This is a genomic window from Luteimonas terricola (assembly GCF_004352845.1).
In the GTDB taxonomy this organism is placed as follows: Bacteria; Pseudomonadota; Gammaproteobacteria; order Xanthomonadales; family Xanthomonadaceae; genus Luteimonas; species Luteimonas terricola.
This window is the reverse complement of sequence record NZ_SJRX01000012.1, coordinates 1-12,858: the sequence shown is the minus strand read 5'-3', so window position 1 is coordinate 12,858 and position 12,858 is coordinate 1. Positions and strand designations below refer to the sequence as shown.

14 protein-coding genes, 2 tRNA genes and 1 pseudogene are annotated in these 12,858 nt (G+C 68.9%); 12 read left to right on the top strand and 5 right to left on the bottom strand.

The features are described 5' to 3' along the window. The first annotated feature begins 2 nt into the window (after positions 1 to 2). Positions 3 to 422: a type IV pilin protein gene (locus E2169_RS13385; RefSeq protein WP_132987119.1), complete on the top strand. Its 420-nt coding sequence runs from the start codon at positions 3 to 5 to the stop codon at positions 420 to 422. 7 nt (positions 423 to 429) lie between these two features. On the opposite strand, the gene E2169_RS13380 is transcribed toward E2169_RS13385, so the two are convergent. Both E2169_RS13380 and E2169_RS13375 read right to left on the bottom strand, forming a co-directional pair. Next, entirely contained in the window at positions 430 to 960 is a 531-nt protein-coding gene (locus tag E2169_RS13380; protein ID WP_132987144.1) for a GspH/FimT family protein, read from the bottom strand. Positions 961 to 1,037: 77 nt separating this feature from the next. Further along, positions 1,038 to 1,307, bottom strand: a pseudogene (locus E2169_RS13375) (AarF/ABC1/UbiB kinase family protein); the annotation flags it as partial. Between the two features lie 7 nt (positions 1,308 to 1,314). Between E2169_RS13375 and E2169_RS14300 the strand changes: the two are divergent. From E2169_RS14300 to E2169_RS13350, 6 genes are all read left to right on the top strand, one after another. Continuing rightward, positions 1,315 to 1,452 carry a hypothetical protein gene (locus E2169_RS14300; protein WP_165942431.1) on the top strand — a complete coding sequence of 46 codons (138 nt, stop codon included), beginning with the start codon at positions 1,315 to 1,317 and terminating at the stop codon, positions 1,450 to 1,452. 49 nt (positions 1,453 to 1,501) lie between these two features. Continuing rightward, positions 1,502 to 1,777: an IS3 family transposase gene (locus tag E2169_RS13370; RefSeq protein ID WP_132987117.1), complete on the top strand. Its 276-nt coding sequence runs from the start codon at positions 1,502 to 1,504 to the stop codon at positions 1,775 to 1,777. Positions 1,778 to 2,108: 331 nt separating this feature from the next. After that, positions 2,109 to 3,377 carry a sensor histidine kinase gene (locus tag E2169_RS13365; protein WP_229659158.1) on the top strand — a complete coding sequence of 423 codons (1,269 nt, stop codon included), beginning with the start codon at positions 2,109 to 2,111 and terminating at the stop codon, positions 3,375 to 3,377. Beyond that, positions 3,370 to 4,143, top strand: coding sequence for a LytR/AlgR family response regulator transcription factor (locus E2169_RS13360; protein WP_132987115.1), 774 nt, complete (start codon positions 3,370 to 3,372; stop codon positions 4,141 to 4,143). The genes E2169_RS13365 and E2169_RS13360 overlap by 8 nt, the downstream gene beginning before the upstream one ends. Positions 4,144 to 4,197: 54 nt before the next feature. Then, entirely contained in the window at positions 4,198 to 4,584 is a 387-nt protein-coding gene (locus E2169_RS13355) for a hypothetical protein (protein WP_132987114.1), read from the top strand. A gap of 70 nt (positions 4,585 to 4,654) precedes the next feature. Continuing rightward, positions 4,655 to 5,224 (top strand): COG4315 family predicted lipoprotein, encoded by a 570-nt coding sequence (locus E2169_RS13350; protein WP_165942430.1) that lies wholly within the window; start codon positions 4,655 to 4,657, stop codon positions 5,222 to 5,224. A gap of 387 nt (positions 5,225 to 5,611) precedes the next feature. Here E2169_RS13350 and E2169_RS13345 read toward each other — a convergent pair. Further along, positions 5,612 to 5,688: transfer RNA gene (locus E2169_RS13345), tRNA-Asn, on the bottom strand. A 190-nt stretch (positions 5,689 to 5,878) separates the two neighbouring features. Here E2169_RS13345 and uvrB point away from each other — a divergent pair. After that, positions 5,879 to 7,915, top strand: a complete 2,037-nt coding sequence (gene uvrB / locus E2169_RS13340) for an excinuclease ABC subunit UvrB (RefSeq protein ID WP_132987112.1) — start codon at positions 5,879 to 5,881, stop codon at positions 7,913 to 7,915. A gap of 45 nt (positions 7,916 to 7,960) precedes the next feature. Then, a tRNA-Val gene (locus E2169_RS13335) sits at positions 7,961 to 8,035 on the top strand. Positions 8,036 to 8,123: 88 nt separating this feature from the next. On the opposite strand, the gene E2169_RS13330 is transcribed toward E2169_RS13335, so the two are convergent. Next, on the bottom strand, positions 8,124 to 8,768 hold the full coding sequence (locus E2169_RS13330; RefSeq protein WP_132987111.1) for a hypothetical protein: 645 nt from the start codon (positions 8,766 to 8,768) through the stop codon (positions 8,124 to 8,126). Between the two features lie 162 nt (positions 8,769 to 8,930). Here E2169_RS13330 and E2169_RS13325 point away from each other — a divergent pair, with 162 nt between their 5' ends. After that, positions 8,931 to 9,788, top strand: a complete 858-nt coding sequence (locus E2169_RS13325) for a PA4780 family RIO1-like protein kinase (RefSeq protein WP_132987110.1) — start codon at positions 8,931 to 8,933, stop codon at positions 9,786 to 9,788. 30 nt (positions 9,789 to 9,818) lie between these two features. On the opposite strand, the gene E2169_RS13320 is transcribed toward E2169_RS13325, so the two are convergent. Further along, the gene (locus tag E2169_RS13320; RefSeq protein ID WP_132987109.1) at positions 9,819 to 10,349 is read right to left on the bottom strand and encodes a hypothetical protein; all 531 of its coding nucleotides are present in this window, start codon (positions 10,347 to 10,349) and stop codon (positions 9,819 to 9,821) included. 83 nt (positions 10,350 to 10,432) lie between these two features. On the opposite strand from E2169_RS13320, the gene E2169_RS13315 reads away from it, so the two are divergent. Together E2169_RS13315 and E2169_RS13310 are read left to right on the top strand one after the other, a co-directional pair. After that, positions 10,433 to 12,133 (top strand): type IV secretory system conjugative DNA transfer family protein, encoded by a 1,701-nt coding sequence (locus E2169_RS13315; RefSeq protein WP_132987108.1) that lies wholly within the window; start codon positions 10,433 to 10,435, stop codon positions 12,131 to 12,133. Positions 12,134 to 12,212: 79 nt separating this feature from the next. After that, entirely contained in the window at positions 12,213 to 12,524 is a 312-nt protein-coding gene (locus tag E2169_RS13310; protein WP_132987107.1) for a hypothetical protein, read from the top strand. The last annotated feature ends 334 nt before the right edge of the window (positions 12,525 to 12,858 follow it).

Below are 12,858 nucleotides of genomic sequence, written 5' to 3'. Positions count from 1 at the left end.
ACATGAGCGGGAACGTCCGAAAGCAGCGCGGATTCACCTTGGTGGAGCTGATGATCGTGGTGGCGATCATTGCGATCCTCGCCGCCATCGCCTACCCCAGCTATACCAACCACGTCACCAAAACGCGCCGGGGCGCGGCAGCAGCCTGTGCCATGGAGGCGGCGCATTTCATGGAGCGGTACTACACCACCAATCTCACGTATCTCGACGCGGCAATGCCAGCGACGGCGTGCATGGCGGAGCTGCAGGATTTCTACGTGATCCAGCTCGCGGCGCCGGCTACTGCAGGGGCGTTCGTGGTTGAAGCAGTGCCCCAGGGTGCCCAGGCCACCAACGATACCCTGTGCGGCACGCTCAGCATCAACCAGGCGGGCACGAAGACCGAAGATGGAACGGCAACCAGTGCCGCGCAGTGCTGGTAGCGGGGCATCATGCGCCGGGGCAATCCGTTGGCCCGGCGGCTCGCTGAATCCGCGCCCGCCCGGCATTGTTGACCACCACTTTGCCGAGAAGACGGGAGTCGCCGCCGCTGCAAAGGGCCAAGCTGACGTTGCTTCCGGACGCCCATCCGTGAGGCAGGTAGCGGATGCGTTGCCTGCCCGCGCTTGAGCGCAGGGCGAAACCCCGCTTGAGTGGAGGGCTTACCTCCATCACAGCCGAGGCGTTCTCCGGCTGGCTGCTGCGGGTGCGGTCGAGATACATGATCCAGCCTGCGGACCAGTCGACGCCCCCGGTACAGCTGTGGCCATCGTCGCTTGGGCAAAGCGTGACGGGATGCCCGCGCGTGACTGCCAGACTGCGGGCGAGGGCAAGGCTGCTGGTGGTGGAGTGGTAGACAGCCAGCGCGTTGGCGTCGCGCCGGGCCTGAGTGACGGATGGCGCGGCCAGGGCGGTCACGACCGCTACGACTGCCAGCGTCATGCACAGCTCGATGAGGGTGAAGCCTGGTTGCGTTTCCATCCTTGCAGGCTAGGCGCCACCATCGGCGGGGCGCAGTCCGCGCGCGGCGCGCCTCAGCGTCGGAAATCCCGCCGCCCTCAGGCCCTCGGACTCCTCTCCTCCCGCACCTTCGGCCGCCGGTCACTGAGCAGCACGCTCAGCACGATCCCGAACCCCAGCGCGGAAGCCAGCAGAAACATGACCATCGCTAGGGCGGGGTAGTCGAACAGCGTCGGGCCCGCCACGTCACCGCGCATGAGCATGGCACTGGCGAGGATCAAAGCGGCCACGATCACACCGGCGGCGATCCGGTTCGCGATCTTCTGCAGGTTCTCGGTCCGCCGCGACTCCTGCAATCCGGCCACCCGACTGGGAGTGAGCCTGGACCCGCTGTACGCATGGGTGCGTCAGCGCCGCAAGGCGCCGCAGATGCTTGAAGCCCAGGCGACGCAGGCCGCGGAGCTGCGGCGACTGCAGACGGAACTCAAGCGGGTTACCGAGGAGCGCGATTAACAAAAGCCGCGGCGTACTTTGCCAAGGGATAAGGGCAACGTACGCGTTCGTGCAAGCGCACCTGGGCGAGTTCCGCGTGAACAGCGTGTGCCGGGTACTGGGCATGCAGCGCACAGGAAGACCAGCGACTGATCGGGTGGTCAAGCTGGCGTGGCTGGAGAGTGGCGGAATCTATCGCTATCGCAAAGTGACCGACGACCTGCTGGACCTGGGTGAACACTGCGGGAAGCATCGCGTAGCGCGCTTGATGGCGCAGAACACGCACTGGGTGGTCGGCATCACTACATTCGTGTCAGCGACGCGGAACCAAGCGGCACATCATTGAACTCGCGGGACAGGCGCCACACGCGCACGCCGAGATCGGCCTCGACGATGCGGCGGATGGCGTCGCTTGGAACCGGCAGGAATCGAAGTCCGGGCCGCTGAACAGCCCGGTGCCCCGATGTTTCAACACGAACCGCAAGACCTGCGCACTGCGCACCATGCTGCTGTTTCCGGCCGTGGCCCCTCCTTCGGGCCACGGTAATGTCGAGGTGGCGCCGTGACCCGCGGGAGTCCGCCCCCGCCTGTCGCGGCTTCGTCGCCGCATCCGCGGTTCCGTCGCAAACCGCTGCGCGCGCGCGGCGGCGCCGGATATGCTCCGTCGCACTCCCAACGTGAAACCGACCTCCGTGATCAAGAGCCTCTTCTTCGTCCTTCGCCTCGCCGCCGCCTGGTTCCTCGCGGTGCTGCTGGTGTCGCTGATGTGGGCCGAGCTGCCGCTCCTGGGTCGCCTCGAGTGGCCGATCGTGCTGCTGGGCATGGCGACGATGGCGCTGGTGGTGGCAGGTGCCCTGTCGCACCTGGGCCGGGTGCGCCTGATCGCGGGGCGGGTCGACAAGGCGGTGCTGTCCAACCGGCAGCGTCGACAGGTGGAGATCCCCTTCGAAGCCGGCGAGGCCTTCGACCTGCTGGAAGCCGCGGTGCGCGAACTCCCGCGGGTGGAGCAGGTGGAGGCGGCGCGCGACAGCCTGCAGCTGCGCGCCAAGGTCGGTCGCCCCGATACCTATGGCGAGCATCCGCTGGGCCGCTGGAACCCGTTGCTCTGGTTCGGCATCCCGCGCAACCAGATCCAGGCCACGGTCACGCCGGGCGACGACAGCGGCAGCGTGACACTCATCTGCGAGCCCGAATCGCCGGCATGGAGCGACTGGTTCCTGGTCGACGACGGCACCAACTTCGAGAACGCCGAGGCGATCACCCGCGCCATCAGCCGCCGCGTCGCCGGGCATCGTCGCGGCGAAAAAGCCGCCGCGGCGCAGACCGCCACGGAAAAGGAGCTTGCCGTCGCGCGCCTGAGCCTGCTGCACGCCCAGGTCGAGCCCCACTTCCTCTACAACACGCTGGCCAGCGCGCAGCTGCTGGCGGGCAGCGACCCGCCGCGCGCCGAGGAGATGCTGGGCCACCTGATCCAGTACCTGCGCCACTCGCTGCCGCGCACCGAGGAGGAGCTGTCGACGCTGGGCCAGGAGCTGGAGCGCGCGGTGGCGTACCTGGAGATCCTCAGGATCCGCATGGGTCCGCGCCTGGCGGTCCACGTGGACGTGCCCGAGAGCCTGCGCGCGACGCCGCTGCCGCCGATGATGCTGCAGACCCTGGTCGAGAACGCGATCAAGCACGGCCTGGAGCCGCGCACCGCCGGCGGCATGGTGTGGATCCGCGCCCGCCGCAGCGACGGCACGGTCGCGGTCACGGTGGCCGACGACGGCGAAGGCTTCAACGCCAAGAGCAGCGGTACGGGCATCGGCCTGAAGAACGTGCGCGAGCGCCTGCGCCTGGTGTTCGGTGGCGATGCGGCGCTGGCGGTGGTCGCCAACTTCCCGGCTGGCGTCGCGGCGACGATCACCGTGCCCGCGGCCAACGAAGGAGTCCGCAGCCATGTCTGACATCGCCTGGACCTGCGTGGTCGCCGAGGACGAGGCGCTGCTGCGGCGCTCGCTGCTCGACCAGCTGCACCGCGCCTGGCCGGAGCTGCGCGTGGTGGCGGAGTGCGACGACGGCGCCAGCGCGCTGGAGGCGATCGCCGAGCACCGGCCGCAGGTCGCGTTCCTCGACATCCGCATGCCGGGTCTCAGTGGCCTGGAGGTCGCGTCCGCGGCCGCCGAGGCCAGCCCCGGCACGCGCGTCGTCTTCGTCACCGCGTACGACCAGTACGCCATCGACGCCTTCGAACGCGGCGCGATCGACTATCTGCTGAAGCCGATCTCGGCCGAGCGCCTGGCGGCCACGGTGCAGCGCCTGCAGGCGCGCGGTGGCAGCGACGCGGTGGCGCTCGCTGCGCTGCTCGAGCGCCTCGGGCCGCTGCGCCCGCGCGAGGACGCGCCGCCGCCGCTGACCTGGATCACCGCCAGCGCGGGCCGCGAGACGCGGCTGGTGCTGGTGGATGAAGTCGCCTATTTCCGCGCCGACAACAAGTACACGACGGTGATGACCGCAGACGGGGAAGCGCTGCTGCGCACGCCGATCCGCGAGCTGCTCGAGGTGCTGGATCCGACGATGTTCAAGCAGATCCACCGCTCGACGATCGTCAACTTGAAGGCGATCGCCGGCATCACCCGCGACGACAGTGGCCGGGGCACCGTCCGCCTGAAGTCGCGCCCCGAGACGCTGGCCGTCAGCCAGACCTTCATGCCCCTGTTCCGTCACATGTAGCGCGCGGGTGACGTCCAGGACAGCACTGCCGCATCACTGCATTCGAGGTGTCCCGTGAACAAGCTCCTTGCCCTCTGCTATTTCGTGCTTTCGCTGTTCGGCTTCAACGGCGGCGGGGCGACGTTCGTGCACCGCGTCAGCGCGGACGACGGCGATGTGCTCCACAGCAGGACGCAGGTGCAGGCTGGCGTGGCGCGATTCGAATGCCTGCGCAGCGCGAGCGGACAGTGCCATTACACGGTCTATCCACGCAGCTGTACGCCAGCGATGGTGGCGGCGCAGGCCAGCGGATGTGGCGGGGTCTCGATCCAGCGCTTCGTCATCGCCGGCGGCGACAGTCGCCAGGTCAGCGGCCTGCATGACATCCGCCTGTGCGTGAGCGCCGACGGCGGTACGCGCGGGCCGGATTGCGAGGCCGTGGCGTCGGTCGCGGCACGTTGACGGCGCCATTCACGCACCTCCGACGGGCCGCGTTCTAGTGTCGGGAGCGCTCCTTTTCGAGGTGATGCCCATGAACCGCTCCATGACGATGCTGGCGCTGGGACTCGGCGGCGCGATGCTCATGTCCGGCTGCGACCACAGCGACCGGCGTACCGATGCGGGCGAGGCGAGGAGCCAGGCCGACGCCGGGGCGGATCGCGCGCAGGCGGACACGCCGACGCTTCGCCCGACCGGCACGCCGGTGCCGATCCAGCAGGGCGCGACGATACCCGGCAGCGAAAACGCGACGCTCGCGATGTCGGGCACGCCGTCATCGCACCTGGTGGATGGCGCGGGCAGCGCGATCTACGTGCTGGCCGGCAATACCGACGGCAGCCGGTGCGATGCAGCCTGCGAAGAAGTCTGGCCGCCCGTGCTGGCGCATGACGCGCAGCCGACCGCCGGCCCCGGCGTCGAGGGCGCGCGGATCGGCACCCTGGAGCGCGGCGATCGCAGCTACGTCACCTATGGCGGCCAGCCGCTGTACCGCTACGCCGGCGATGCGGGTGCGGAACGGACCGCGGGCGCCGGCGTCGACGACCAGTGGGGCAAGTGGTCACTGGTCGGCCTCGACGGGCAGCCCCAGCCCGACCCCCGGTAAGCCCCATCACCGCTCCGGGGCAAGACACGGTGCCCTGCATTCAGGCTTTGCCGCCTTCATCGGCGTGGTCGTCGCCAGTTGCTCACGGGCCAGGTTGGCGGACACGGCTCGTCCGGGATCGGCTTTCAAGGCCTGGGCGGCCGGCACAACCTGCTCGCGCAGCCAAGTCTCCATTGCCTGGTCGCGGGCAATGAGCGTCCGTATGCCGCGCCAGGCGGATGCCGGGGGACATGAGCCGCGAAGGCCTCCCGGCCGCGACGGGGCCCTCCAGGTCACGACAAGGCGTAGCGAAAGAAGCAGACACTCCTCGTCGAACCGGTTCCCCGGAGTTCGGAGATGAACCAAGAAAAAGGGCCTGCGGATTGCTCCACAAGCCCTTGAATTCTTTGGCGCCCGAAGTTGGACTCGAACCAACGACCCCCTGATTAACAGTCAAGTGCTCTAACCAGCTGAGCTATTCGGGCGGGGACGCACATTTTAGTGCTTGTTCCGGTTCGGTCAAGGACGGCGCGCGCGGTGGAGGTTCAGGGACAGCTTGGGGCGGGCGGCACGGCGGCCGGAATCAGGAGGGCCGGAACCCGCCTGCAGGGGAAGCCGGCTTCGATGTGAAGGGGCAGGGAGGAGCGCACCCGCCCGCACTCCTACAATGGGGGGATGAATCGTCCGGACTACCCGCGCTTCCAGCTCGTCTCCCCCTACCAGCCCGCCGGCGACCAGCCACAGGCCATCGAGCGCCTCATCCAAGGCTTCGAGAACGGGCTGGCGCAGCAGACCCTGCTCGGCGTCACCGGCTCGGGCAAGACCTACACCATCGCCAACGTGGTCGAGGCGGTGCAGAAGCCGACCATCGTGATGGCGCCGAACAAGACGCTCGCCGCGCAGCTGTACGGCGAGTTCAAGTCCTTCTTCCCGCACAACGCGGTCGAGTACTTCGTCAGCTACTACGACTACTACCAGCCCGAGGCCTACATCCCGTCCTCGGACACGTTCATCGACAAGGACAGCGCGATGAACGAGCACATCGAGCAGATGCGGCTGTCCGCGACCAAGGCGCTGCTGTCGCGGCCGGATGCGCTGATCGTGGCCACGGTGTCGGCGATCTACGGACTCGGCGATCCGGAGGACTACCTCAAGCTGCGCCTGATCCTCGCCCGCGGCGAGCTGATCGAGCAGCGCCAGCTGATCCGCCAGCTCACCGAGCTGCAGTACACGCGCAACGACACCGAACTGCGCCGCGGCACCTTCCGCGTGCGCGGCGAGGTGGTCGACGTGCATCCGGCGGAGTCGGAGGCGGAGGCGCTGCGCATCGAGCTGTTCGATGGCGAAGTCGAGAACCTGAGCCTGTTCGATCCTCTGACCGGCGAGGTGCAGCGCAAGGTGCCGCGCTACACGGTCTATCCCAAGACCCACTACGCCAGCACCCGCGAGAGCGTGCTCAACGCGATCGAAACCATCAAGGTGGAGCTGAAGTCGCACCTCGAGAAGCTGTACGCGGAGAACAGGCTGGTGGAAGCCCAGCGGCTGGCGCAGCGCACGCAGTTCGACCTGGAGATGATGGCCGAGGTCGGCTACTGCAACGGCATCGAGAACTACTCGCGGCACCTGACCCGGCGCGCGGTCGACGAGCCGCCGCCGACCCTGTTCGACTACCTCCCGGCCGACGCGCTGCTGGTGGTCGACGAGTCACACGTCACCGTGCCGCAGATCGGCGGCATGTACCGCGGCGACCGTGCGCGCAAGGAGACGCTGGTGGAGTTCGGCTTCCGGCTGCCGTCGGCGCTGGACAACCGCCCGCTGCGTTTCGAGGAGTGGGAGGAGCGGGCTCCACGCAAGATCTTCGTCTCGGCCACGCCCGGAAAGTACGAGCTCGAGCACTCCGGCGACGAGATCGTGGAGCTGGTGGTCCGGCCCACCGGCCTGATCGATCCCGAGGTCGAGATCCGCCCCGTGGCCACGCAAGTCGACGACGTCCTCGGCGAGATCCACCTGCGCGTGGCCATGGGCGACCGCGTGCTGATCACCACGCTGACCAAGCGCATGGCCGAGAACCTCACCGAGTACCTCGGCGAGCACGACGTGCGCGTGCGCTACCTGCACTCCGACATCGACACCGTCGAGCGGGTGGAGATCATCCGCGACCTGCGCCTGGGCAAGTTCGACGTGCTGGTGGGCATCAACCTGCTGCGCGAGGGCCTGGACATGCCCGAGGTGTCGCTGGTGGCGATCCTCGATGCCGACAAGGAGGGTTTCCTGCGCTCGACGGGTTCCTTGATCCAGACCATCGGCCGCGCCGCGCGCAACCTGCGCGGCAAGGCCATCCTCTACGCCGACCGGGTCACCGACTCGATGAAGCGCGCGATCGACGAGACCGACCGCCGCCGCGCCAAGCAGGTCGAATACAACCTCGAGCACGGCATCACCCCGCGCTCGGTGGCGCGGCCGGTCATGGACATCATGGAGGGCGCCCGCAGCGACGCCGCGGAGGCCCGCGCGAGCGGCCGGGGCAAGGGCCGCAAGGTGGCCGAGCAGGGCGAAGACTACGCCCGGATGGACCCGGCGCGTGCCGCGGCCCGGCTAAAGGAGCTGGAGCAGCAGATGTACCAGCACGCCCGCGACCTGGAGTTCGAGGAGGCCGCGGCCGTCCGCGACCGCATCCAGGCCCTAAAGGAAACCATGCTGGCTGCCCGCTGAGGCTTGCCGGGACCCCGGCGAGCAGCTAGAATTCGCGTCCCTTCGGGGCGGTTAGCTCAGTGGTAGAGCATTACCTTGACATGGTAGGGGTCGGGGGTTCGAAACCCTCACCGCCCACCACTTAAGACCTTGATTCAAAGGGATTTCGTGGAGAAGGAACGAAACCCGGCCAGCGTGCCGGGTTTTTCGTTACAGCCAGGAGGGTGCGTCAGCCGAACTGCGCCAGCTGGCCGGTCACCGCGCTCCAGGGCTTCGCGATCAGGTCGAAGTTGCGGCGCAGGGCCGCGGCCGACGCCGGCGAAAGGTCGTCGAAGGGATCGCTGGCCATCCGCCGCTTCATGTCCTCGCTGGCGCGCTCCATGTCCAGTGAGCGTCTGGGCTCGATCCGCCCCTGGAGGCTGAGCGTGTCGAAGACGAAATTCACGACCTTGTCCGCCGCACGGTAGTCCTGGGCACTCAGGCCGGCTGCGGCCAGCAGCTCCTCGGACTCCGCGTCGGGATACAGGCAGGAGACGTCCACGCCCATGTGGCTGGGACGCTCGCGTCCCGGGCGTTTGATGATCTCGGCCTGCTTTGCGAGGCCCTTGGCATAGCCCTGCAGCAGTTCGTCGGTGAGTTCGATCTGCACGACGGTGCGGGTGTCGTGGCGGCAGGCATCCGCGCTGCCGGCCTCGGTCGCCGAGCGCGCGGTGACGGGATCGGTGGCTTGCGGGGCATGGCCGCTGGCGGCCGCGATGGTGGTGGTGTCCCCTGCGTCCGTGTGGCTGTCCCGATCGCAGCCACCCGCCGCAAGGGCGGCTGAAGCTGCAAGGGCTGCCGAGAGGATTGCTGTGGTGAGTTGCTTCCTGCGCATGCCGATCTCCTGGTTCGTGGTCACGGTAGTAACGAACAAAGCGGCCGGAAAGCGCCAGCCGGCGCTCCAGGGCCGCAGGCAGCGGCCCGCGCACAGGACTGGCATCCAGCTGGCGCGCGTGGTTGACTGCTCGGTCCCCCACAGGCCAGGCGCCGGAATTCCATGAAGACCCCGAGCGGCCTGCAACCGCTGATCGACGACGGCGTGATCGACGAAGTGATGCGCCCGCTCAAGAGTGGCAAGGAGGCCGCGGTCTACGTGGTCCGGTCAGGCGAAGACGTGCGTTGTGCGAAGGTCTACAAGGACATGGCGCAGCGCAGCTTCCAGCAGCGCGTCCAGTACCAGGAAGGGCGCAAGGTGCGCGGCAGCCGCGAGGCACGCGCGATCGGCAAGGCCACGCGCTACGGCCGTCGGCAGCAGGAAGCGGAATGGAAGAACACCGAGGTCGAAGCGCTGTACAAGCTGCGCGACGCCGGCGTGCGCGTGCCCGAGCCGCACGGATACTTCCACGGCGTGCTGGTGATGGAGCTGGTGGTCGATGCCGATGGGCACTCGGCGCCCAGGCTGGCCGAGGTCGAGCTGTCGCCTGAACAGGCACGGGGGTTCCATCGCGTGCTGGTGCGGCAGGTGGTGCGGATGCTCTGCGCCGGGCTGATCCACGGCGACCTGTCGGAGTACAACGTGCTGGTGGCGCCGGACGGCCCGGTGGTGATCGACTTCCCGCAGGTGGTCAGCGCGGCGGGCAACAACGCCGCGCGCATGATGCTGCTGCGCGACGTCAACAACCTGACGGCCAGCCTCGGCGCGTGGGCGCCCGACCTGCTCGACACCTGGTACGGCGAGGAGATGTGGGCGCTGTTCGAGGCCGGTGAACTGCGGCCGGACAGCGAGCTGAGCGGCGTCTTCGCCCATGACGAATCGGTGCCCGACATCGACGGCGTGCGCGAAGCGATCAACGACGCGCGCGAGGAGGCGCTGATCCGCCAGCAGGGCCGCGAGGCGGCCGAGGAGCAGGATTGAAGCCGGTACGCGGCGCCGGAAGCGCTGCGTTTATCGGGATGCTTCGCCGGCGGTGATCGGATCGCGGATCACTTCCGACGCGGCCACCTCGCGCACGAAGCAGGCGCGGTAGGCCGCCAGGTCGGGCAGGCCGATGCCGTAGGGATCGCCGACGACGTACAGCGTGGCGTGCGGCACGCCGCAGTCGAGTGCCAGTCCGCTGGCCTGCGCCAGGTGGTAGCGGAACTCGGCGCAGGCGGGGGCCTGCAGGTGTTCGATCAGCGACCAGGCCTGGAGCGTGCCGTCCCACTGGTCCTTGGCCTTGTGCAGCAGGGCGTAGCGCCCGGTGCCGCGGGGCGCCCATTCGACCGATTCGAACAGGGCGCGGATGCGCTCATCGCCCAGTTGGATGCGCAGCGCGGCGCCGGCGTCGCGGCCGAGCAGGGTCATGTGCAGTTCGCGCTTGCGTTCCAGCACGTGGCCGTCCAGGCGCAGCCTCAGCGGCATTGCCGGCGGCAGCAGCGGCGCCGGGTCGAGCGGCAGCGCCAGGCTGCCGTCTTCGCGGAATCCGGGCCAGCGCATCGGCAGGCTCCTCCCTTGGGACTCGCGGCCAGCTTACGCTAAGCTCGCGGCAGCCACGTATCGGCGACACCACGGAAGGTGACATGGACAGGATCAGGATGACGCTGGCACTCGCGTGCCTGTGCGCGGCGCTTGCCGCGGGGCTGTGGTTCTCGGGCGCGCTGGTGCTCAAGCTGCTCGGCATCGGCGATGTCGCTGCCGGCTGGGCCACGTATCTCCACTATCTGCGCGCCATCGGGCATCCCGAGGTGGCGCCGTATGCCGGACGCATCCGCCTGGCGGGCGGGATCGGCATGGGCCTGCCGCTGCTGCTCGCCAGCGTGCCGATGTTCGCCCTGCTGCGGCCCGCGCGGCGTGCGACGCACGGCAGGGCGCGCTTCGCCAACGCCTTCGACCTCGCGCGCCGCGGGCTGTTCACGCGCTCGGGCCACGGCATCGTCGTCGGACGCTGGTTCGGCCGCCTGCTGCGCCTGGACGGCCAGCAGTCGGTGCTGCTGGCCGCGCCGACGCGCTCGGGCAAGGGCGTCGGCGTGGTGGTGCCCAACCTGCTCGAGTACCGCGGTTCAGTGGTGGTGCTCGACATCAAGCAGGAGAACTTCGCGCTGACCAGCGGCTGGCGCCGGGCGCAGGGGCAAGCCGTGTACCTGTTCAATCCCTTCGCCGAGGATCGCCGCTCGCACCGCTGGAACCCGCTGTCGTACGTGTCGACCGAAGCGCTGCAGCGCGTGTCCGACCTGCAGGGCATCGCCAACCTGCTGTATCCCGACGCCGGCCCGGAGCAGAAGTTCTGGACCAGCCAGGCCCGCAACGCCTTCCTGGCCTTCGCGCTGTACCTGTTCGACCACTACGAGGCGCAGCGGCGCGACGGCGTGCCGGAGGAGCTGCAGTTGTTCCCGACCATCGGCCATGTGTTCCGGCTGTCGTCGTCGGAGGGCGTGGCCGCGCGCCAGCACCTGCAGGACCTGGCGGCGCGACCGTTCCTGGGCGAGCACGCGCGGCGCGCCTTCGGCAACCTGCTGTCGCAGGCCGAAGAGACCTTCGCTTCGATCCTGGGCAGCTTCCGCGAGCCGCTCAACCCCTGGATCGACCCGGTGCTCGACGCCGCCACCAGCGGCAACGACTTCCTGCTCGACGACCTGCGCCGGCGGCCGATGACGATCTACGTCGGCGTGCAGCCGCACCGCCTGGCCGAGGCGCGGCCGCTGCTCAACCTGTTCTTCAGCCAGCTGATCAACCTCAATACCCGCGTCCTGCCGCAGGATGATCCCTCGCTGCGCCAGCAGTGCCTGCTGCTGATGGACGAGTTCACCGCGCTCGGGCGGGTCGACATCATCGCCACCGCCATGGCCTACATGGCCGGCTACAACCTGCGCCTGCTGCCGGTGGTCCAGAGCATGGCCCAGCTCGATGCGGTGTACGGGAAGGACGTGGCGCGCGCCATCGTCACCAACCACGCGATGCAGGTGGTGTTCGCCCCGCGCGAGCAGCAGGACGCCGCCGACTATTCCGAGATGCTCGGCTACACCACGCTGCGCCGGCGCAACCTGACCCGCGGCCGCCGCCGCCGCGACGTCAGCCGCAGCGAAAGCGAGGAGCGGCGCGCGCTGATGCTGCCGCAGGAACTCAAGGCGATGGGGCCCGGGCGCGAGATCCTGTTTTGCGAAGGCATGGCGCATCCGGTGCGCTGCGGCAAGATCCGCTACTACGCCGAGCGACGCTACCGCGCCCGGTTGCTGCCGGCGGCGCCGGTGCCCACGCTGTCCACAAGTCTGACGATGTCGTGAACGTCCGCGCGCGGGCGCCTGCGCGCCCGGCGCGTCCGGCGTATCGTTGGAGACTGTCCCTGCACCGATGAGGTGACCCATGAAGTACGTCTTCATCACCGCCGCCCTGGCCGCGATGGCGTTCGCCGCCGCGCCGGCCCCGGTCCATGCCCAGGACGAGCCCGAGGAGGCCGCGCGCAGCCGAGCCAAGGACGCGCGCAAGGCCGATGACCGTTTCTGCATCGAGCAGACCGGCTCGCGCATCACCGCCGCGCGCAATGCGCGCTCGAAGTCCGACCAGAAGGAATGCGTGGCCGCCGGCGGCCGCGTCTACACCCGCGAGGACATCGATAAGACCGGTTCGGTCGATCTCCAGGACGCCTTGCGCCGACTCGATCCTTCGATTCGCTGATCCCCACAGCGCAGCATCGTGACGCCCGGTCCAGGCCGGGCGTCCGCGGTTCGGAGGCCCAGCGTTGGCTTCCACAGCGCCCGGCCCAGTGCCGGGCGTCTTCTTTTTGGTTCATCCCCCAAGTCCAGGGACACGGTTTGGAAGAGGAGTGTCTGCTTCTTTCGCTACGCCTCGCGGTGGCTTGGAGGGCCCCGCCGCGGCCGGAAGGCCTTCGCGGCTCATGTCCCCCGGCATCCGCCTGGCGGCGGATGCCTCCTCCTTTACTTCCCCGCGAAGGCCTTCCGGCCACGACGGGGCTCGGCGTTGCTGCGGGTTCGCGGGATACCGGCTTTGC

Excerpts from the sequence above, each read along its gene's own strand:
- E2169_RS13315 (WP_132987108.1), top strand. The coding sequence starts at position 10,433 with ATGGACAGGATCAGGATGACGCTGGCACTCGCGTGCCTGTGCGCGGCG.
- E2169_RS13385 (WP_132987119.1), top strand. The coding sequence starts at position 3 with ATGAGCGGGAACGTCCGAAAGCAGCGCGGATTCACCTTGGTGGAGCTG.
- E2169_RS13325 (WP_132987110.1), top strand. The coding sequence starts at position 8,931 with ATGAAGACCCCGAGCGGCCTGCAACCGCTGATCGACGACGGCGTGATC.
- E2169_RS13380 (WP_132987144.1), bottom strand. The coding sequence starts at position 960 with ATGGAAACGCAACCAGGCTTCACCCTCATCGAGCTGTGCATGACGCTG.
- E2169_RS13330 (WP_132987111.1), bottom strand. The coding sequence starts at position 8,768 with ATGCGCAGGAAGCAACTCACCACAGCAATCCTCTCGGCAGCCCTTGCA.
- E2169_RS13350 (WP_165942430.1), top strand. The coding sequence starts at position 4,655 with ATGAACCGCTCCATGACGATGCTGGCGCTGGGACTCGGCGGCGCGATG.
- E2169_RS13320 (WP_132987109.1), bottom strand. The coding sequence starts at position 10,349 with ATGCGCTGGCCCGGATTCCGCGAAGACGGCAGCCTGGCGCTGCCGCTC.
- E2169_RS13310 (WP_132987107.1), top strand. The coding sequence starts at position 12,213 with ATGAAGTACGTCTTCATCACCGCCGCCCTGGCCGCGATGGCGTTCGCC.
- uvrB (WP_132987112.1), top strand. The coding sequence starts at position 5,879 with ATGAATCGTCCGGACTACCCGCGCTTCCAGCTCGTCTCCCCCTACCAG.
- E2169_RS13360 (WP_132987115.1), top strand. The coding sequence starts at position 3,370 with ATGTCTGACATCGCCTGGACCTGCGTGGTCGCCGAGGACGAGGCGCTG.